Source organism: Citrobacter braakii (assembly GCF_002075345.1).
GTDB lineage: Bacteria > Pseudomonadota > Gammaproteobacteria > Enterobacterales > Enterobacteriaceae > Citrobacter > Citrobacter braakii.
In genome coordinates this window covers 202,389-222,355 of sequence record NZ_NAEW01000007.1, presented here as the reverse complement: position 1 = coordinate 222,355, position 19,967 = coordinate 202,389, and the positions used below count along the sequence as shown (strand labels likewise).

General features: G+C 52.5%; 15 protein-coding genes and 2 tRNA genes. 14 read left to right on the top strand and 3 right to left on the bottom strand.

The features are described from left to right. Positions 1-16: 16 nt before the first annotated feature. The 3 genes from ftsH to glmM all read left to right on the top strand — a co-directional run bounded on the left by ftsH (position 17) and on the right by glmM (position 4,228). Positions 17-1,951, top strand: a complete 1,935-nt coding sequence (gene ftsH / locus BZK42_RS16785) for an ATP-dependent zinc metalloprotease FtsH (RefSeq protein WP_019077783.1) — start codon at positions 17-19, stop codon at positions 1,949-1,951. A gap of 98 nt (positions 1,952-2,049) precedes the next feature. Next, positions 2,050-2,898, top strand: a complete 849-nt coding sequence (gene folP / locus BZK42_RS16780) for a dihydropteroate synthase (RefSeq protein WP_016154672.1) — start codon at positions 2,050-2,052, stop codon at positions 2,896-2,898. Then, complete coding sequence (glmM, locus tag BZK42_RS16775; RefSeq protein ID WP_016157569.1) at positions 2,891-4,228, top strand: phosphoglucosamine mutase; 1,338 nt, start codon at positions 2,891-2,893, stop codon at positions 4,226-4,228. The genes folP and glmM overlap by 8 nt, the downstream gene beginning before the upstream one ends. A 45-nt stretch (positions 4,229-4,273) precedes the next feature. Here the strand turns inward: glmM and dcuC are convergent, their stop codons facing one another. Both dcuC and iadA read right to left on the bottom strand, forming a co-directional pair. Further along, positions 4,274-5,740 carry a C4-dicarboxylate transporter DcuC gene (gene dcuC, locus BZK42_RS16770; RefSeq protein WP_016157568.1) on the bottom strand — a complete coding sequence of 489 codons (1,467 nt, stop codon included), beginning with the start codon at positions 5,738-5,740 and terminating at the stop codon, positions 4,274-4,276. Positions 5,741-5,750: 10 nt separating this feature from the next. After that, positions 5,751-6,884: a beta-aspartyl-peptidase gene (iadA, locus tag BZK42_RS16765; protein ID WP_046275529.1), complete on the bottom strand. Its 1,134-nt coding sequence runs from the start codon at positions 6,882-6,884 to the stop codon at positions 5,751-5,753. Between the two features lie 148 nt (positions 6,885-7,032). Between iadA and BZK42_RS16760 the strand changes: the two genes are divergently transcribed. From BZK42_RS16760 to BZK42_RS16750, 3 genes are all read left to right on the top strand, one after another. Beyond that, positions 7,033-7,926 carry a LysR family transcriptional regulator gene (locus BZK42_RS16760; protein WP_047358519.1) on the top strand — a complete coding sequence of 298 codons (894 nt, stop codon included), beginning with the start codon at positions 7,033-7,035 and terminating at the stop codon, positions 7,924-7,926. Positions 7,927-8,093: 167 nt separating this feature from the next. Next, positions 8,094-8,426: a preprotein translocase subunit SecG gene (gene secG / locus BZK42_RS16755; RefSeq protein WP_003025000.1), complete on the top strand. Its 333-nt coding sequence runs from the start codon at positions 8,094-8,096 to the stop codon at positions 8,424-8,426. A gap of 9 nt (positions 8,427-8,435) precedes the next feature. Continuing rightward, positions 8,436-8,522 (top strand) — tRNA-Leu (locus tag BZK42_RS16750). Positions 8,523-8,726: 204 nt separating this feature from the next. Here BZK42_RS16750 and argG read toward each other — a convergent pair. Beyond that, complete coding sequence (argG, locus tag BZK42_RS16745; protein ID WP_003024998.1) at positions 8,727-10,070, bottom strand: argininosuccinate synthase; 1,344 nt, start codon at positions 10,068-10,070, stop codon at positions 8,727-8,729. A gap of 334 nt (positions 10,071-10,404) precedes the next feature. Between argG and BZK42_RS16740 the strand changes: the two genes are divergently transcribed. The 8 genes from BZK42_RS16740 to pnp all read left to right on the top strand — a co-directional run bounded on the left by BZK42_RS16740 (position 10,405) and on the right by pnp (position 19,862). Further along, a tRNA-Met gene (locus BZK42_RS16740) sits at positions 10,405-10,481 on the top strand. A gap of 207 nt (positions 10,482-10,688) precedes the next feature. After that, the gene (gene rimP / locus BZK42_RS16735; RefSeq protein ID WP_003024996.1) at positions 10,689-11,141 is read left to right on the top strand and encodes a ribosome maturation factor RimP; all 453 of its coding nucleotides are present in this window, start codon (positions 10,689-10,691) and stop codon (positions 11,139-11,141) included. 28 nt (positions 11,142-11,169) lie between these two features. After that, complete coding sequence (gene nusA, locus BZK42_RS16730) at positions 11,170-12,657, top strand: transcription termination factor NusA (RefSeq protein WP_003024992.1); 1,488 nt, start codon at positions 11,170-11,172, stop codon at positions 12,655-12,657. 24 nt (positions 12,658-12,681) lie between these two features. Then, a complete protein-coding gene (gene infB, locus BZK42_RS16725; protein WP_016154667.1) occupies positions 12,682-15,372 on the top strand; it encodes a translation initiation factor IF-2 in 2,691 nt (896 codons plus the stop codon). A gap of 220 nt (positions 15,373-15,592) precedes the next feature. Further along, entirely contained in the window at positions 15,593-15,997 is a 405-nt protein-coding gene (gene rbfA / locus BZK42_RS16720) for a 30S ribosome-binding factor RbfA (RefSeq protein WP_003024988.1), read from the top strand. Next, complete coding sequence (truB, locus tag BZK42_RS16715; protein WP_016157566.1) at positions 15,997-16,941, top strand: tRNA pseudouridine(55) synthase TruB; 945 nt, start codon at positions 15,997-15,999, stop codon at positions 16,939-16,941. The genes rbfA and truB overlap by 1 nt, the downstream gene beginning before the upstream one ends. A gap of 272 nt (positions 16,942-17,213) precedes the next feature. Beyond that, a complete protein-coding gene (rpsO, locus tag BZK42_RS16705; protein ID WP_000059465.1) occupies positions 17,214-17,483 on the top strand; it encodes a 30S ribosomal protein S15 in 270 nt (89 codons plus the stop codon). 246 nt (positions 17,484-17,729) lie between these two features. Next, the gene (gene pnp, locus BZK42_RS16700) at positions 17,730-19,862 is read left to right on the top strand and encodes a polyribonucleotide nucleotidyltransferase (protein WP_008785911.1); all 2,133 of its coding nucleotides are present in this window, start codon (positions 17,730-17,732) and stop codon (positions 19,860-19,862) included. Positions 19,863-19,967 lie beyond the last annotated feature (105 nt).

The window sequence follows — 19,967 nt, the reverse complement described above, 5'->3', positions numbered from 1 at the left end:
TAATCCCTTGAGTGACATGGCGAAAAACCTAATTCTCTGGCTGGTCATTGCCGTTGTGCTGATGTCAGTATTCCAGAGCTTTGGGCCCAGCGAGTCTAATGGCCGTAAGGTTGATTACTCTACCTTCCTGCAAGAGGTCAATCAGGACCAGGTTCGTGAAGCGAAGATCAACGGACGTGAGATTAACGTTACCAAGAAAGATAGTAACCGTTACACGACCTACATTCCGGTTAACGATCCGAAGCTGCTTGATAACCTGCTGACCAAAAACGTCAAGGTTGTTGGTGAACCGCCTGAAGAGCCGAGCCTGCTGGCTTCTATCTTCATTTCCTGGTTCCCAATGCTGCTGCTGATTGGTGTCTGGATCTTCTTCATGCGTCAAATGCAGGGCGGTGGTGGCAAAGGTGCCATGTCGTTCGGTAAGAGCAAAGCGCGCATGCTGACGGAAGATCAGATCAAAACGACTTTTGCAGACGTTGCTGGTTGCGACGAAGCAAAAGAAGAAGTTGCTGAGCTGGTTGAGTATCTGCGCGAACCGAGCCGTTTCCAGAAGCTGGGCGGTAAAATCCCGAAAGGCGTCCTGATGGTCGGTCCTCCGGGTACGGGTAAAACCCTGCTGGCGAAAGCTATCGCAGGTGAAGCGAAGGTTCCTTTCTTCACCATTTCCGGTTCTGATTTCGTGGAAATGTTCGTGGGTGTCGGTGCATCTCGTGTGCGTGACATGTTCGAACAAGCCAAGAAAGCGGCACCGTGCATCATCTTCATCGATGAAATCGACGCCGTAGGCCGCCAGCGTGGTGCAGGTCTGGGCGGTGGTCACGATGAACGTGAGCAGACACTGAACCAGATGCTGGTTGAGATGGACGGCTTCGAAGGTAACGAAGGCATTATCGTTATCGCGGCAACTAACCGTCCGGACGTTCTTGACCCTGCGCTGCTGCGTCCAGGCCGTTTCGACCGTCAGGTTGTGGTTGGTCTGCCGGATGTCCGCGGTCGTGAACAGATCCTGAAAGTGCATATGCGTCGCGTACCGCTGTCTCCGGATATCGATGCGGCAATCATTGCACGTGGTACGCCTGGCTTCTCCGGTGCTGATCTCGCGAACCTGGTCAACGAAGCGGCGCTGTTTGCAGCTCGTGGCAACAAGCGTGTTGTATCGATGGTTGAATTCGAGAAAGCGAAAGACAAAATCATGATGGGTGCGGAACGTCGCTCCATGGTGATGACGGAAGCGCAGAAAGAATCTACCGCGTATCACGAAGCAGGCCACGCGATTATCGGTCGCCTGGTACCGGAACACGATCCGGTGCACAAAGTGACGATTATCCCGCGCGGTCGTGCGCTGGGTGTGACTTTCTTCCTGCCTGAAGGCGACGCTATCAGTGCCAGCCGTCAGAAACTGGAAAGTCAGATCTCCACGCTGTACGGCGGTCGTCTGGCCGAAGAGATCATCTACGGTGTTGAACATGTTTCTACCGGTGCGTCGAACGACATTAAAGTCGCGACTAACCTGGCGCGTAACATGGTTACTCAGTGGGGCTTCTCCGAGAAACTCGGTCCGTTGCTGTACGCTGAAGAAGAAGGCGAAGTGTTCCTGGGACGTTCTGTGGCGAAAGCTAAACATATGTCCGATGAAACGGCTCGTATTATCGATCAGGAAGTTAAACTTCTGATTGAGCGTAACTATGACCGTGCGCGTCGTCTGCTGAACGAAAACATGGACATTCTGCACTCGATGAAAGATGCGCTCATGAAATATGAGACCATCGATGCGCCGCAGATTGATGATCTGATGGCTCGCCGCGAGGTACGTCCGCCAGCGGGTTGGGAAGAACCGGGTTCTTCTAACAACAACTCTGGCAGCACCGGCAAGCCGAGTGCGCCGCGTCCGGTTGATGAACCGCGTGCGCCGGACTCTGGCACCATGTCAGAGCAACTGGGCGACAAATAAGTTATCGTTGATGATGACCGTGTTCTAATTTAAAACCCTGGGGCTTGCCCCGGGGTTTTTCTTATTTGTATATTCAAGATGTTATCAGGGATAAAACTATGAAACTCTTTGCTCAGGGGTCTTCACTGGATCTCAGCCATCCGCACGTCATGGGGATTTTGAACGTCACGCCAGATTCCTTTTCCGATGGTGGTGCGCACAACTCTCTGGTTGAGGCGGTAAAACACGCAAACCTGATGATTAACGCTGGGGCGACTATCATTGATGTGGGTGGTGAATCCACGCGTCCAGGCGCGGCCGATGTGAGCGTGGAAGAAGAGTTGCAGCGAGTGATCCCGGTGGTGGAGGCGATTGCTCAACGTTTTGAAGTGTGGATTTCGGTCGATACTTCAAAAGCAGAAGTGATTCGCGAGTGCGCCAGAGTCGGCGCACATATCATTAATGACATTCGCTCACTCTCGGAGCCTGGGGCGCTGGAAGCCGCAGCAGAAACCGGATTACCGGTTTGTCTGATGCATATGCAGGGTCAGCCGAAAACCATGCAGGAAGCACCAAAGTACGAGGATGTTTTTGCTGATGTAAATCGTTACTTTGTTGAACAAATAGCACGCTGCGAGCGGGCTGGAATCACAAAAGATAAATTGTTGCTCGACCCCGGGTTCGGATTCGGTAAAAATCTCACTCACAACTACACATTACTGGCACGTTTGGCTGAGTTTCATCATTTTAATCTGCCATTGCTGGTTGGGATGTCACGAAAATCAATGGTTGGCCAGTTGCTGAATGTGGGGCCATCCGAACGCCTGAGCGGTAGCCTTGCGTGTGCGGTCATTGCCGCAATGCAAGGGGCGCATATCATTCGTGTCCATGACGTCAAAGAAACCGTAGAAGCGATGCGTGTGGTGGAAGCCACATTGTCTGCAAAGGAAAATAAACGCTATGAGTAATCGTAAATATTTTGGCACCGATGGGATCCGTGGTCGCGTAGGCGACGCCCCAATTACCCCTGACTTTGTACTCAAACTGGGTTGGGCTGCAGGAAAAGTGCTGGCACGTCATGGTTCACGTAAAATTATTATCGGCAAAGATACGCGTATTTCCGGCTATATGCTGGAGTCCGCACTGGAAGCGGGTCTGGCTGCCGCCGGACTGTCGGCTTCTTTCACAGGCCCAATGCCAACACCTGCTGTTGCATATCTGACGCGTGCCTTCCGTGCTGAAGCTGGGATTGTTATCTCCGCTTCGCACAACCCGTACTATGACAACGGAATTAAATTCTTCTCCATCGATGGGACCAAACTGCCGGATGCGGTTGAAGAAGCTATCGAAGCCGAAATGGAAAAAGCGATCACCTGCGTGGACTCGGCTGAACTGGGTAAAGCTACCCGCATCGTTGATGCTGCCGGTCGTTATATCGAGTTTTGCAAAGGCACCTTCCCGAATGAATTGAGTCTGAGTGAGCTTAAAATTGTGGTGGATTGCGCTAATGGTGCGACGTACCACATTGCGCCAAATGTACTGCGTGAGCTGGGCGCAAACGTGATTGCTATTGGCTGTGAGCCAAACGGTGTGAATATCAATGAAGAAGTCGGCGCTACCGACGTTCGTGCCCTGCAGGCGCGCGTGATGGCGGAAAAAGCCGATCTGGGTATTGCGCTGGATGGTGACGGCGACCGTGTCATTATGGTTGACCACGAAGGCAATAAGGTCGATGGCGATCAGATCATGTACATCATTGCCCGTGAAGCCCTGCGTCAGGGGCAACTGCGCGGTGGTGCGGTAGGTACGCTGATGAGCAATATGGGCCTCGAGCTGGCGCTGAAACAGCTGGGTATTCCGTTTGCCCGTGCGAAAGTCGGCGACCGCTACGTACTGGAAAAAATGCAGGAAAAAGGCTGGCGTATCGGTGCTGAAAACTCAGGCCATGTGATCCTGCTGGACAAAACCACCACCGGTGACGGTATCGTTGCAGGTCTGCAGGTACTGGCGGCGATGGTGCGTAACCATATGAGTTTGCACGACCTGTGCAGCGGCATGAAAATGTTCCCGCAACTGCTGGTTAACGTACGTTACACCGCAGGTAGCGGCGATCCGCTGGAACATGAAAACGTGAAAGCGGTGATGGCTGAAGTTGAAGCTGCACTGGGCAATCGCGGACGTGTTCTGCTGCGTAAGTCAGGTACTGAACCGTTAATTCGCGTGATGGTTGAAGGTGAAGATGAAGCGCAGGTGACTGAATTCGCTCACCGTATTGCCGATGCCGTCAAAGCGGTGTAATCACTAAAGACAGTGAAAACCGGAGTCTGGGACTCCGGTTTTTTTTTACTGTACGGGAAGCGACTGTTTATGTCGGCGCTGCCAGAAGTAACCACCGATCATTAATATTACAAGGACTGCCAGCCACGGCAGAACCGCCAGCAAATGCCCTGACCGGGCAAAGGTCAGCGCAATCATCAGTAACCAACCGCCCAGCATCGGAATCGCGGTGCGCTTAACAATGTCCACAGGTGAGACGCCTGCAATTCCCGCGATAGCAATGATGACGCCGGCAATGGGGGATAACGTACGACCAATACCCGCCGATATCTGGATAGGCAACATCATGACTGCGATGTCGCTACCGATATGACGGCTGATGTCCGGTACCATCGGGGCGAAGGAGAAAAACGCCGCATTTCCGGAGCCCATTAGCGCTGAAATTGCAAAGGTGATAAGGGTCATCAGCAGGATAATAGAGGCGGCGCTGAGGCCAAATTCACCGGAAAGCGACAGCAGCGCATCGACGGCGCCAATAGCTTTCAGTCCGGCTGAAAAGACTTCACCGGCGATAATCAGCGTGACGACGGTAGCAAAAACGCTGCCCATGCTGTCGAAGACTTTTTGTACGCCTGCCATCACCTCGCGCGCCTTACGATGACGGCAATACTCACAAACCAGGGTAATGGCGAGGCTTATCAGTACGGCGGTATCCAGCGTAATTTTGAGCGAACTGAATACTAAATCACTGCACACCAGCATCAACACCAGAGGTAGCATGGGCAGAAAAAGCCAGGCGATCGGTGCTTCAGTTTCATCGGTCGACGTTAATGTCTGCATCTGCTGAGCCACACCGTCACTGCTTTCCCGATGGTCGAAAAAGCGTTGCACAACAATATGTAACAGGGCGATGAACAGAATAACGGGGACGACGATCGGCAACTGATCCTGCACGAAATAGTTCACCACCTCGATGCCTGCGGTTTTGGCGGCGAGAACCGAGTTGCCGGAACCTGGACCAAATTCAACCGCACAGGTACTGGCGATAACGGCGGCAACGGCAGCGCGGCTACAGCCAAGACGGGTCAGCAGAGGGTAGAGCGTCGCCATCAACAGCAGACCCAGCCCGGTGGCGCTGCTGATAAACAGCGACAGGAATTGACCCAGCAACAGCGCCAGCCCCAACAGCAGATACGGTGAGTTCAGGCGTTGCAAAGGGCGAGATGTCACCCGAACCAGCACCTGGCTTGCGCCAATGGCCGACATATATGTAGCGAAACCACCAATCAGCATAATTTGCAGCCCAAGGCCGCCGAGGCGCACGCTCAGGGTATCGCGAATAAACTCGAAGGCATCAAAGGGGCCGAATCCGGTGCTTTTTTTCACCAGGTCACTGAGCGTGGTCATCCCGCTAAAATGCGCGATAAGCAGCAGCACAATCCCGGTCAACAGCAACACTGACTGGGGGTGATATTTTTTGAGGATCAGACGTCCGGCAAAAATGATGGCAATTAGCGCCAGTAATAATGACATTCTTGCCCCCTTACTCGAAGTTGCCAGTAACCAGGCACTCGCCATCCCGCAGCAACGGCTTACCCGCAGCGAACAGATGGGCCAGCGAGAGGTCATCATTGAGTACACAGATATCAGCACGTTCCCCGGCGCAGAGCACGCCGCCGGAAATACCCAACGAGCGAGCAACGTTTGCCGTCAACATCGCGATCGCTTGTGGCACAGGGATCCCCACATCAATCAAGCGAGGAAGAAGATTAAGGTTACCTGCGACCGGTGCCGCGCTTAAGCCTTCCACAATACCCTGGGCGTTAAAGCGCGGAACGCTGCCATTACCATCAGAGCTGATCGTGATGCGATCGGCTGGAACCTGGGCTTCCAGAGCGTGGAGGATTGCCTGCTCCTGAGGCATAAAGCGACTACCGCCAGACGTAACGTCGATATGGCCGCCACGATGAGCGAACGCAATCGCCTGTTCGAACAAGGGCGCTGTTCTCGCAACATGGGTCGGTGAAATGTGGTGAATCGGAATGCCTGCATCACACAGCTCAATAAGCTGTGACATCCCTTCCGGCAGATTCCCCAGATGTACATGCAGTAACCCTTTTTTGCCTGCCAGCAGGGAAGCCACGCGGATATCGCTTACTATTCTCAGCAATTCCTGGAAAGAGGGGTAAGAACCACGGTGATCGGCGAGGGCGATTTTGACGCCAAGAATCGCCGGAATGAAGGTCATGTCATCGCGGATGGATCGCGTAATGGTTGGGCTGGGTACCGCGTAGGCTCCCGTATGCATAAATGCGCGTAATCCCTCAAGGTTGAGAGACTGCATTTTGGCGTAGAGGTCTTTGGGCGAACGAGAAATGGCATCGGTACCTAACACGCCGACAACCGTGGTAATACCTGCCTGAATCAGATCGCGTAGCTTGACGGCTGGCGTTCGGCTGGCAAATCCAGCCTCGCCACCGCCACCGGTAAGATGGACATGTTGATCGATTATGCCTGGGATAACCCATTTGCCATGACAATCGATGACCTCGTCGACGCCATCAAACAGGGAAAGATCTTTTTCTACCGCCACAATTCGGTCGGCATGAATGAGCAGGGAGCAGAGGCCTAAATCCTCGGGAGAAAAAACACGGGCATTGGTCAATAAAGTAAACATATCGGTCCTGTCAAACGTCGTGGGTGAGAGTCGGCAGGTGAAAAGGAATATTGTTGTTATGATGCCCACCATAAAGCCATTACTATAACTATGACTATTACCGATTTGGTATTGGAGGATGCGGTTATGGCATGGTGGAGAGTTCAACGTGGATTGTAAGTGGCTGGAAGATTTTCTGGCATTGAGTCAGCATGGAAACTACTCTCAGGCCGCGGCGCAGCGGCATATTACTCAACCCGCACTCAGTCGGCGTATAAAGGCGCTGGAAGAGGTGTTAGGGGTGCCGTTGTTTGACCGGACCACGACCCCCGTTACGCTGACACGCTATGGTGAACGCTTTGAACCCTATGCCCGGCACGTCCTCAGTACACTAACAGAGGCGCGCCACGAGCTATCGGCGATGACGCCAGCAACGGACAATACGCTGGTGATGGTTAGCCTGCATACGCTGTCGGTGAATATCCTGCCGGATATGATCAACTATCTGCGACAGAGCGAACCGCAGTTAAATTTTACGGTTAATGCCAGTATTCAGGGGATAGACAACCACTTTAACGCCTTGATAGATCGGCAAATCGATCTGCTGGTGACCTACGATTTACCGTCTTCGCAGCCGGGGCTGGAGATTGCCGGAGGGTTAAAACGTTCACTATGGCGGTATGAGCGATTTATACCGGTTATTTCTGCGCAGTTGGCTAATGCGCTTAACGATCCGCATGCGCCGATCCCATGGCTATGCTATAGCGACTACACCTTTGTCAGACGCATTATTGAGCCAGCTGAACAACGCGTCCGCCCACGTCTGAAAAAAGTGTTTGAGAGTGGTTTAAGCGAAACGATACGAGAAATGGTGCTGCGGCATATGGGAATGGCATGGTTACCCGAATCGATGGTGGCGGAAGAGTTGGTGAACCAGCAAATTATTCACTGCTGGCCAGAAAACGCTGACCTGATTTGTGAAATCCCCGTTGTGGTATGGGCGAATCTTGACGATCAACGCGCCGTCATGCAGAGATGCTGGGAGAAGTTGCTGCGTTTTTGATTGATATGGCGATTTTTTCCGCAGTTGATACAATGCCAACAAATTGCCCTTGCGAAGGTTATTCGCTTTGGTTAGTATTCACACCCGCTTCAGTGGGAAACAGTAAACATTCCCGCTTTAATGGTCGAAGCATTGTACGCGGCAACTCCGCAAGGAACAGGTTGATTATGCACGAAGCTCTTTTAGTAGTTTTCCTTATTGTGGCAATTGGCCTGGTAGGCTTGATCATGCTGCAGCAAGGCAAAGGCGCTGATATGGGAGCCTCTTTTGGCGCAGGCGCTTCTGGTACTCTGTTTGGTTCAAGTGGTTCTGGTAACTTCATGACCCGCATGACAGCTGTATTGGGAACCTTGTTCTTCATCATCAGTCTGGTGCTGGGTAACATGAACAGCAATAAGACCAATAAAGGAAGTGAGTGGGAAAATCTGAGTGCACCGGCGAAAACCGAGCAAACTCAGCCAGCTGCTCCGGCTCAGCCGACCAGCGATATCCCACGCTAAGTATTCTGTACCGAGGTGGTGGAATTGGTAGACACGCTACCTTGAGGTGGTAGTGCCCTAACGGGCTTGTGGGTTCGAGTCCCATCCTCGGTACCAAATTCCAAAAAAAAGACGCTGCAAAGCGTCTTTTTTTTCGTCTGTCATTTGTGGTAGTTCTGTAGGTCGGATAAGACATTTAGGACGCCGTCCGACTATTACAATACCTGATGATGCCTGGCTTATCAGGCCTCAGGGTCACAGAACATCCCTATTTTCTGCGCATAAAAAAGGCCGCTTTCGCGGCCTTAAGATGATGAATATTTACTTCGCCTTGTTTTCCAGATTCTCAACCTGCGGCAGGCCGGTTGTGGAAGAGGCGGTCAGCAGACCAGACTGCGCATAACCGAACAGCTTCTCGCGGGTATCAGTGATATCCAGATTACGCATGGTCAACTGACCGATACGATCATCCGGAGAGAATACTGAGTCGCCTTTTTCCATCGTCAGACGTTCTGGTTTGTAAGTCAGATTGTCAGACACGGTGTTGAGGATGGAGTAATCATTACCGCGACGCAGTTCCAGCGTCACTTCACCCGTAATCTGGCTGGCAACCCAACGCTGTAGACCGTCACGCAGCATCAGCGCCTGAGAGTCAAACCAGCGGCCCTGATACAACAGACGACCAAGCTGGCGACCGTGCGCGTGATACTGCTCGATGGTGTCTTCGTTGTGAATCCCGGTCAGCAGACGCTCATAGGCGATGTGCAGCAATGCCATCCCCGGAGCTTCGTAGATGCCCCGGCTTTTCGCTTCAATGATACGGTTTTCAATCTGATCGCTCATACCCAGACCGTGACGGCCGCCGATGCGGTTGGCTTCCAGCATCATCTCAACGTCGTCGCTGAAGGTTTTACCGTTCAGCGCTACCGGATGACCCTGCTCAAAACGCACGGTGACTTCTTCTGCCGGGATCTTCACGCTCTCATCCCAGAATTTCACGCCCATAATCGGGTTGACGATTTTGACGCTGGAGTTCAGAAATTCGAGGTCTTTTGCTTCGTGGGTCGCCCCGAGCATATTGGAGTCCGTGGAGTACGCTTTCTCAACGGACATCTTGTAGTCAAAACCACAGGCAATCATAAATTCGGACATCTCATGGCGACCGCCGAGTTCATCGATAAAATCGGTATCCAGCCATGGTTTGTAAATCTGTAGTTCGGCGTTGGTCAGCAGACCGTAACGATAGAAACGTTCAATATCGTTACCTTTATAGGTGCTACCGTCACCCCAGATATTTACGCCATCTTCTTTCATGGCCGCAACCAGCATGGTGCCGGTGACAGCACGGCCCAGCGGAGTGGTATTGAAATAGGTCAGTCCGCCGGTGGTGTTGTGGAATGCACCGCACTGAATCGCAGCAATCCCTTCGGCAACCAGCTGCTTACGGCAATCTACCAGGCGAGCATTCTCAGCACCATATTCCATTGCACGGCGAGGAATGGCGTCATAGTCATCCTCATCCGGCTGGCCCAAATTCGCAGTATATGCATATGGGACAGCCCCTTTTTGTCGCATCCACAGCAGTGCTGCACTGGTGTCCAGGCCGCCGGAAAAAGCGATACCAATACGTTGACCTACCGGGAGATGCTTGAGAATCGTCGTCATAAAATAAAACCCTGCTTGATAGACTGGTGAAGAGGTCGGCTTATTATACTAATTGCATTTTTATGCAAAATAAGTGAGTTTTCATTTAATCATCTTTTCTGGATGACAGGAAGAGTTTAGTGATAATTTCGTTAAATAACGGCGCGGGTGACACATTTATCTGGTCGAATATTCGCTGGGCAGCATTCATTGATTTGCATAGTCGTAACAAGGTTGACATACCGCATAGTGAATCAATATACTGTGCGCAGATTTTACGTCCCGTCCTCGGTACCAAATCCCAGCAGTATTTGCATTTTTTACCCAAAACGAGTAAAATTTGCCACGTTTCAGGCGCGGGGTGGAGCAGCCTGGTAGCTCGTCGGGCTCATAACCCGAAGGTCGTCGGTTCAAATCCGGCCCCCGCAACCACTTTCCCTTAGAGTTCTTTTTCAAATATACTGTGAAGACTTAGGCCTTCGTAGCTGGATTTGAAAAAAATTCTTTCGGAAGGTTTTCCGAACCGCAGGTGCGGTTATAGGGTTCAGTTATATAAAGCCCCGATTTATCGGGGTTTTTTGTTATCTGACTACAGAATAACTGGGCTTTAGGCCCTTTTTTTATGTCTTGGGGGTGGGCTTGTCCACATTAGAGCAAAAATTAACAGAGATGATTACAGCGCCAGTTGAAGCCCTGGGCTACGAGTTGGTCGGCATCGAATTTATTCGTGGTCGCACATCCACACTGCGCATCTATATTGATAGTGAAGATGGCATCAATGTTGATGATTGTGCTGATGTGAGCCATCAGGTAAGCGCCGTGATGGATGTCGAAGACCCAATCACCGTTGCCTACAACCTGGAAGTCTCCTCTCCGGGTCTCGACCGTCCTCTGTTCACAGCTGAACACTACGTGCGTTTCCTGGGTGAAGAAGTGACGCTGGTTCTTCGTATGGCGGTACAAAACCGTCGTAAATGGCAGGGCGTTATCAAAGCGGTGGATGGTGAGATGATCACGGTCACAGTCGAAGGTAAAGATGAAGTGTTCGCGCTGAGTAATATCCAGAAGGCGAACCTGGTTCCCCACTTTTAACAGTCTGGATTGAGGTGAAAAGCCCGCGATGAACAAAGAAATTTTGGCTGTTGTTGAAGCCGTATCCAACGAAAAAGCGCTGCCACGCGAGAAAATTTTTGAAGCGCTGGAAAGTGCGCTGGCTACAGCAACAAAGAAAAAATATGAGCAAGAGATCGACGTTCGCGTAGAAATCGATCGTAAAAGCGGTGATTTCGATACCTTCCGTCGTTGGGTAATCGTAGAAGAAGTTACTCAGCCGACCAAAGAAATTACGCTGGAAGCGGCACGCTTCGAAGACGAAAGCCTGAACGTGGGCGAATATGTTGAAGATCAGATTGAATCTGTCACCTTTGACCGTATCACCACCCAGACCGCGAAACAGGTTATCGTACAGAAAGTACGTGAAGCCGAACGCGCAATGGTTGTCGATCAGTTCCGCGAACACGAAGGCGAAATCGTCACCGGTGTGGTGAAGAAAGTTAACCGCGACAACATTTCTCTGGATCTGGGCAGCAATGCTGAAGCTGTGATCCTGCGTGAAGACATGCTGCCGCGTGAAAACTTCCGCCCAGGTGACCGTATCCGTGGCGTTCTTTACTCTGTACGCCCGGAAGCGCGCGGTGCCCAGCTGTTCGTAACCCGTTCCAAACCGGAAATGCTGATAGAGCTGTTCCGCATTGAAGTGCCGGAAATTGGCGAAGAAGTGATCGAAATTAAAGCGGCTGCTCGCGATCCGGGCTCACGTGCGAAAATCGCCGTTAAGACCAACGACAAGCGTATTGATCCGGTCGGCGCCTGTGTGGGTATGCGCGGTGCGCGCGTTCAGGCGGTTTCTACCGAACTGGGCGGCGAGCGTATCGATATCGTCCTGTGGGATGATAACCCGGCGCAGTTCGTGATTAACGCAATGGCGCCAGCAGACGTCGCTTCTATCGTGGTGGATGAAGACAAACACACCATGGATATCGCGGTTGAAGCCGGTAACCTGGCTCAGGCGATTGGACGTAATGGTCAGAACGTCCGCCTGGCTTCACAACTGAGCGGTTGGGAACTCAACGTGATGACCGTTGATGACCTGCAGGCGAAGCATCAGGCTGAAGCACATGCAGCCATTGATACCTTCACCAAATATCTCGATATCGATGAAGATTTCGCGACGGTTCTGGTAGAAGAAGGTTTTGCGACGCTGGAAGAACTGGCCTACGTGCCAATGAAAGAGCTGCTGGAAATTGACGGCCTGGATGAACAGACCGTTGAAGCGCTGCGCGAGCGTGCTAAAAACGCACTGACCACTCTGGCACTGGCCCAGGAAGAAAGTCTCGGTGATAACAAACCGGCTGACGATCTGCTGAATCTGGAAGGATTGGATCGTGAGATGGCCTTCAAACTGGCTGCCCGTGGTGTTTGTACGCTGGAAGATCTCGCTGAACAGGGCATTGATGATCTGGCTGATATCGAAGGGTTGACCGACGAAAAAGCCGGTGAGCTGATTATGGCTGCCCGTAATATTTGCTGGTTCGGCGACGAAGCGTAATAAACTGTAGCAGGAAGGAACAGTATGACAGATGTAACCGTAAAAACGCTGGCTGCAGAGATACAGACCTCCGTGGATCGCCTGGTACAGCAATTTGCTGATGCAGGTATCCCGAAGTCTGCTGACGACTCTGTGTCCGCACAAGAGAAACAAACCTTACTGGCGCATCTGAACCGTGAAAACGGATCAGCGCCCGATAAGTTGACATTGCAGCGTAAAACGCGCAGTACTCTCAATATTCCAGGTACCGGTGGAAAAAGCAAATCGGTACAAATCGAAGTCCGCAAGACACGCACCTTTGTGAAACGCGATCCGCAAGAGGCTGAACGCCTTGCCGCGGAAGAGCAGGCGCAGCGTGAAGCGGAAGAGCAAGCCCGTCGTGAGGCAGAAGAAGCTGCCAAACGCGAGGCGCAACAAAAAGCCGAACGTGAGGCCGCAGAACAAGCTAAGCGTGAAGCCGCTGATAAAGCGAAACGTGAAGCTGCGGAAAAAGACAAAGTGAGCAATCAACAGACCGACGATATGACTAAAACCGCCCAGGCCGAAAAAGCCCGCCGTGAAAATGAAGCCGCAGAACTGAAGCGTAAAGCGGAAGAAGAAGCACGTCGCAAGCTTGAAGAAGAAGCGCGCCGCGTAGCGGAAGAAGCTCGCCGTATGGCGGAAGAAAACGAGAAGAATGGTGTGAATAACGCTGAACCTGTTGAAGATACCAGCGATTATCACGTCACCACCTCTCAGCATGCTCGCCAGGCAGAAGACGAGAACGATCGCGAAGTAGAAGGCGGTCGTGGTCGTACTCGCAGCACGAAAGCAGCGCGTCCGGCGAAGAAAGGTAACAAACACGCTGAATCTAAAGCTGACCGTGAAGAAGCGCGTGCAGCGGTTCGCGGCGGTAAAGGCGGTAAGCAGCGTAAAGGTTCCGCTCTGCAGCAGGGCTTCCAGAAGCCGGCTCAGGCCGTTAACCGTGACGTTGTGATCGGCGAAACCATCACCGTTGGCGATCTGGCGAACAAGATGGCAGTCAAAGGTTCTCAGGTCATCAAAGCGATGATGAAGCTGGGCGCAATGGCGACCATTAACCAGGTCATCGACCAGGAAACCGCACAGCTGGTTGCCGAAGAGATGGGCCACAAAGTTATCCTGCGTCGTGAAAACGAGCTGGAAGAAGCAGTAATGAGCGACCGTGACACCGGCGCTGCGGCAGAACCGCGCGCACCGGTAGTGACCATCATGGGTCACGTTGACCACGGTAAAACGTCTCTGCTGGACTACATTCGCTCCACGAAAGTTGCCTCTGGCGAAGCGGGCGGCATTACTCAGCACATCGGTGCGTACCATGTTGAAACTGACAACGGTATGATCACCTTCCTGGATACCCCGGGTCACGCCGCGTTTACCTCCATGCGTGCTCGCGGTGCTCAGGCAACGGATATCGTTGTTCTGGTTGTTGCAGCAGATGACGGCGTGATGCCGCAGACTATCGAAGCTATCCAGCACGCGAAAGCGGCAGGTGTGCCGGTAGTGGTTGCAGTCAACAAAATCGATAAACCAGAAGCGGATCCAGATCGCGTTAAAAACGAACTGTCCCAGTACGGCATCATGCCGGAAGATTGGGGCGGCGAGAGCCAGTTCGTCCACGTTTCTGCGAAAGCGGGTACCGGTATTGACGAACTGCTGGATGCTATCCTGCTGCAGGCCGAAGTACTGGAACTGAAAGCTGTGCGTAAAGGTATGGCGAGCGGTGCGGTTATCGAATCCTTCCTGGATAAAGGTCGTGGTCCGGTTGCTACCGTGCTGGTACGTGAAGGTACGCTGAACAAAGGCGACATCGTACTGTGTGGTTTCGAATACGGCCGCGTTCGTGCGATGCGTAACGAACTGGGTCAGGAAGTACTGGAAGCGGGTCCGTCTATTCCGGTGGAAATCCTGGGTCTGTCCGGTGTTCCGGCTGCGGGTGACGAAGTTACCGTTGTTCGTGACGAGAAGAAAGCCCGTGAAGTTGCACTGTACCGTCAGGGCAAATTCCGTGAAGTTAAACTGGCTCGTCAGCAGAAATCTAAACTGGAGAACATGTTCGCCAACATGACCGAAGGCGAAGTTCACGAAGTGAACATCGTTCTGAAGGCCGATGTTCAGGGTTCTGTAGAAGCGATTTCCGACTCTTTACTGAAACTGTCTACCGACGAAGTAAAAGTGAAGATTATCGGTTCTGGCGTAGGTGGTATCACCGAAACCGACGCGACCCTGGCTGCGGCATCCAACGCGATTCTGGTTGGCTTCAACGTCCGTGCTGATGCCTCTGCACGTAAAGTTATCGAATCAGAAAGCTTGGATCTGCGTTACTACTCCGTCATCTATCATCTGATCGACGAAGTGAAAGCAGCGATGAGCGGCATGCTGTCTCCGGAACTGAAACAGCAGATCATTGGTCTGGCTGAAGTTCGTGATGTGTTCAAATCACCGAAATTCGGCGCTATCGCAGGCTGTATGGTTACCGAAGGCACGATTAAACGTCACAACCCAATCCGCGTACTGCGCGACAACGTGGTTATCTATGAAGGCGAGCTGGAATCCCTGCGCCGCTTCAAAGATGACGTCAACGAAGTCCGTAATGGCATGGAATGTGGTATCGGCGTTAAGAACTACAACGACGTTCGCGTTGGCGATATGATCGAAGTGTTCGAGATTATCGAGATCAAACGTACCATCGCATAATCTTCGTCGTCTTTTGGGCCGCAACTGCGTTGGCTGCGCTCGATCACCCCGGTCACATAGTTATCTATGCTCCCGGGGATTTACGAGTTTGCCGCCTTACTGCAAACCAAAATCCTTAGAAGATGATTAAGTGTAGGCTGGGGAAGCGAAGCGCCACCCGGCAAGAAATTTAAAAAGGGGCTTATGGCCCCTTTTTTGTCTTTATTCTGGAGAATTTATTATGGCGAAAGAATTTGGTCGCCCACAGCGTGTCGCGCAGGAGATGCAGAAAGAAATCGCACTCATCCTGCAACGCGAAATCAAAGACCCGCGTGTTGGTATGATGACCACCGTATCGGGTGTTGAGATGTCCCGAGACCTGGCATACGCTAAAGTGTTCGTGACTTTCCTCAACGATCAGGACGAAGCTGCCGTGAAAAACGGCATTAAGGCACTGCAGGAAGCCTCTGGTTTTATCCGCTCTTTGCTGGGTAAAGCAATGCGTCTGCGTATCGTGCCTGAGCTGACCTTCTTCTACGACAATTCGTTAGTTGAAGGGATGCGCATGTCCAACCTGGTGACCAGCGTGGTGAAACATGACGATGAGCGTCGTGTGAACCCAGCGGACGACAGCAAGGAGGACTGATGAGTCGTCCTCGTCGTCGTGGTCGCGACATTCACGGTGTTCTACTGCTGGATAAGCCGCAGGGCATGTCCAGCAATGACGTACTGCAAAAAGTAAAGCGCATCTACAATGCCAACCGCGCGGGACATACCGGCGCGCTGGATCCGCTGGCAACAGGCATGCTGCCTATCTGCCTCGGTGAAGCGACTAAGTTTTCCCAGTATTTGCTGGATTCTGACAAACGCTATCGTGTGGTTGCCCGTCTGGGCCAGCGTACCGACACCTCCGATGCCGATGGGCAAATCGTGCAGGAGCGTCCGGTAACCTTCAGCGCAGAGCAGCTTGCGAGCGCGCTGGAGACTTTCCGCGGCGATATCGAGCAGATTCCGTCAATGTATTCGGCACTGAAGTACCAGGGTAAAAAGCTGTACGAATATGCGCGTCAGGGCATTGAAGTGCCGCGTGAAGCGCGCCCGATTACCGTCTATGAGCTGCTGTTTATTCGCCACGAAGGTAACGAGCTGGAGCTGGAAGTTCACTGCTCCAAAGGCACTTATATTCGCACCATCGTTGACGATCTCGGTGAGAAGCTGGGCTGCGGCGCGCACGTAACGTATCTGCGTCGTCTGACGGTCAGCAAGTATCCGGTGGATCGTATGGTTACGCTGGAACATCTGCATGCGCTGGTTGAACAGGCCGAACAGCAGAACATTCCGGCGGCGCAGCTGCTTGATCCTTTGCTGATGCCAATGGACAGTCCTGCATCGGACTACCCTGTTGTTAATTTGCCTTTAACATCCTCGGTTTACTTTAAAAATGGTAACCCGGTACGGACGTCAGGTGCGCCGCTTGAAGGGCTGGTGCGCGTGACGGAAGGCGATGACGGCAAGTTTATCGGCATGGGGGAGATGGACGATGAAGGTCGTGTCGCCCCTCGTCGCCTGGTGGTTGAGTATCCTGCATAGCGCTCTCTGTCTTGCGATAAAAGGGCGCTGCGAGTAGAATACTGCCGCTTAACGTCGCGTAAATTGTTTAACAATCTGCGTGGCGTGTACACAAAATCATTCGAGCTGCATCAAGGCGGCAGGTCTGAGGATCCTCAGGAGCTTACTCAGGTAAGTGACCGAGGTGAGCGGACACAGCCAGCGCAGGGTCAGTTTGAAGAAGGCGTGTATACACTGGGATAGCTGAATTAGAGATCGGCATCCTTTCATTCTTAACACTTTGGAGTTTTAAAATGTCTCTAAGTACTGAAGCTACCGCTAAAATCGTTTCTGAGTTTGGTCGTGATGCAAACGACACCGGTTCTACCGATGTTCAGGTTGCTCTGTTGACTGCACAGATTAACCACCTGCAGGGCCACTTTGCAGAGCACAAAAAAGATCACCACAGCCGTCGTGGTCTGCTGCGCATGGTTTCTCAGCGTCGTAAACTGCTCGACTACCTGAAACGTAAAGATGTTGCACGTTACACCGCGCTGATCGAGCGTCTGGGTCTGCGTCGCTAATTCTTTCGAGTTTCAGAAAGAGGGGGCCTTCATGGCCCCTTTTTTCCAGCAGATGGCAGCAATTCGCTGGAAACTAATGTATTGTTGCTATGAATGATCTTCCGTTGCAGAGGTTCGCGCGGCTAATGAGAGGCTTTACTCATGCTTATGGGTTAGGGTTGTCATTAGTCGCGAGGATGCGCAGAAGATCGGGTATTAACGATGGCGCAAAAATGTGTCGTCAAAAAATAGAGAAAGGATATTAATTTGCTTAATCCGATCGTTCGTAAATTCCAGTACGGTCAGCATACCGTTACGCTGGAAACCGGCATGATGGCGCGTCAGGCGACTGCCGCTGTTATGGTTAGCATGGATGACACTGCGGTATTCGTTACCGTTGTTGGCCAGAAAAAAGCGAAACCAGGCCAGGACTTTTTCCCACTGACCGTTAACTATCAGGAGCGTACCTACGCTGCTGGCCGTATCCCGGGTAGCTTCTTCCGTCGTGAAGGCCGTCCGAGTGAAGGCGAAACTCTGATCGCGCGTCTGATTGACCGCCCGGTTCGCCCGCTGTTCCCGGAAGGCTTCGTTAACGAAGTTCAGGTTATCGCGACCGTTGTTTCCGTTAACCCGCAGGTTAACCCGGATATCGTGGCAATGATTGGTGCATCTGCTGCGCTGACTCTGTCTGGTATCCCGTTCAACGGCCCGATCGGTGCTGCACGTGTTGGTTACATCAATGACCAGTACGTACTGAACCCGACTCAGGACGAACTGAAAGAAAGCAAGCTGGACCTGGTTGTTGCTGGTACTGAAGCTGCCGTACTGATGGTTGAATCCGAAGCTGAACTGCTGAGCGAAGACCAGATGCTGGGCGCTGTAGTATTCGGCCACGAACAGCAGCAGGTTGTTATTCAGGCTATCAACGAGCTGGCGAAAGAAGCTGGCAAACCGCGTTGGGACTGGCAGCCAGAAGCCGTCAACGAAGCGCTGAACGCACGCGTTGCCGCACTGGCAGAAGCTCGTCTGAGCGATGCTTACCGTATCACCGACAAACAAGAGCGTTACGCTCAGGTTGACGTGATCAAATCTGAAACCATCGCAACTCTGGTGGCTGAAGACGAAACCCTGGACGCTAACGAACTGGGTGAAATCCTGCACGCTATCGAGAAAAATGTTGTTCGCAGCCGCGTACTGGCAGGCGAACCGCGTATCGATGGCCGTGAAAAAGACATGATCCGTGGTCTGGACGTGCGTACTGGCGTGCTGCCGCGTACCCACGGTTCCGCACTGTTCACCCGTGGTGAAACTCAGGCGCTGGTTACTGCGACCCTGGGCACCACTCGTGATGCGCAGAACCTTGACGAGCTGATGGGCGAGCGTACTGACAACTTCCTGTTCCACTACAACTTCCCTCCGTACTGCGTAGGTGAAACCGGTATGGTCGGTTCTCCGAAGCGTCGTGAGATTGGTCACGGTCGTCTGGCGAAGCGTGGCGTACTGGCAGTGATGCCGGAACTGGATAAATTCCCGTACACCGTACGTGTGGTTTCTGAAATCACCGAATCTAACGGTTCTTCTTCCATGGCTTCCGTATGTGGTGCTTCTCTGGCGCTGATGGACGCAGGCGTGCCGATCAAAGCTGCCGTTGCGGGTATCGCGATGGGTCTGGTGAAAGAAGGCGACAACTTTGTTGTTCTGTCTGACATCCTGGGCGACGAAGACCACCTGGGCGATATGGACTTCAAAGTGGCGGGTTCCCGCGACGGTATCTCTGCACTGCAGATGGATATCAAAATTGAAGGTATCACCAAAGAGATCATGCAGGTTGCTCTGAACCAGGCTAAAGGTGCGCGTCTGCACATCCTGGGTGTGATGGAACAAGCGATCAATGCACCGCGTGGTGACATTTCTCAGTTCGCTCCGCGTATCCACACCATCAAGATCAGCCCGGACAAGATCAAAGACGTTATCGGTAAAGGCGGTTCTGTTATCCGTGCTCTGACCGAAGAAACCGGCACCACCATTGAAATTGAAGATGATGGTACTGTGAAGATTGCTGCGACCGACGGCGAGAAAGCGAAATATGCTATCCGTCGTATCGAAGAGATCACCGCAGAGATCGAAGTAGGCCGTATCTACAATGGTAAAGTGACCCGTATCGTTGACTTTGGCGCATTCGTTGCCATTGGTGGCGGTAAAGAAGGTCTGGTACACATCTCTCAGATCGCTGACAAACGCGTTGAGAAAGTGACCGATTACCTGCAGATGGGCCAGGAAGTACCGGTCAAAGTTCTGGAAGTTGATCGCCAGGGCCGTGTACGTCTGAGCATTAAAGAAGCAACTGAGCAGTCTCAGCCTGCAGGCGAACCGGAAGCTCCGGCAAGCCAGGGCGAGTAAGGTTGCCATTGCCCTCCGTGAAAGCGGAGGGCTTTTAACCCGGCAGGACGCCTTGTTAGCAACCGGGGAACCTGGACGTTCATTCAATCGTTGTCTTCGGGAGTG

Bases quoted from the DNA above. Each gene is read 5' to 3' on its own strand.
- secG (WP_003025000.1), top strand. From the start codon at position 8,094: ATGCACGAAGCTCTTTTAGTAGTTTTCCTTATTGTGGCAATTGGCCTG.
- glmM (WP_016157569.1), top strand. From the start codon at position 2,891: ATGAGTAATCGTAAATATTTTGGCACCGATGGGATCCGTGGTCGCGTA.
- folP (WP_016154672.1), top strand. From the start codon at position 2,050: ATGAAACTCTTTGCTCAGGGGTCTTCACTGGATCTCAGCCATCCGCAC.
- dcuC (WP_016157568.1), bottom strand. From the start codon at position 5,740: ATGTCATTATTACTGGCGCTAATTGCCATCATTTTTGCCGGACGTCTG.
- nusA (WP_003024992.1), top strand. From the start codon at position 11,170: ATGAACAAAGAAATTTTGGCTGTTGTTGAAGCCGTATCCAACGAAAAA.
- argG (WP_003024998.1), bottom strand. From the start codon at position 10,070: ATGACGACGATTCTCAAGCATCTCCCGGTAGGTCAACGTATTGGTATC.
- truB (WP_016157566.1), top strand. From the start codon at position 15,997: ATGAGTCGTCCTCGTCGTCGTGGTCGCGACATTCACGGTGTTCTACTG.
- ftsH (WP_019077783.1), top strand. From the start codon at position 17: ATGGCGAAAAACCTAATTCTCTGGCTGGTCATTGCCGTTGTGCTGATG.
- iadA (WP_046275529.1), bottom strand. From the start codon at position 6,884: ATGTTTACTTTATTGACCAATGCCCGTGTTTTTTCTCCCGAGGATTTA.
- rbfA (WP_003024988.1), top strand. From the start codon at position 15,593: ATGGCGAAAGAATTTGGTCGCCCACAGCGTGTCGCGCAGGAGATGCAG.
- infB (WP_016154667.1), top strand. From the start codon at position 12,682: ATGACAGATGTAACCGTAAAAACGCTGGCTGCAGAGATACAGACCTCC.
- rpsO (WP_000059465.1), top strand. From the start codon at position 17,214: ATGTCTCTAAGTACTGAAGCTACCGCTAAAATCGTTTCTGAGTTTGGT.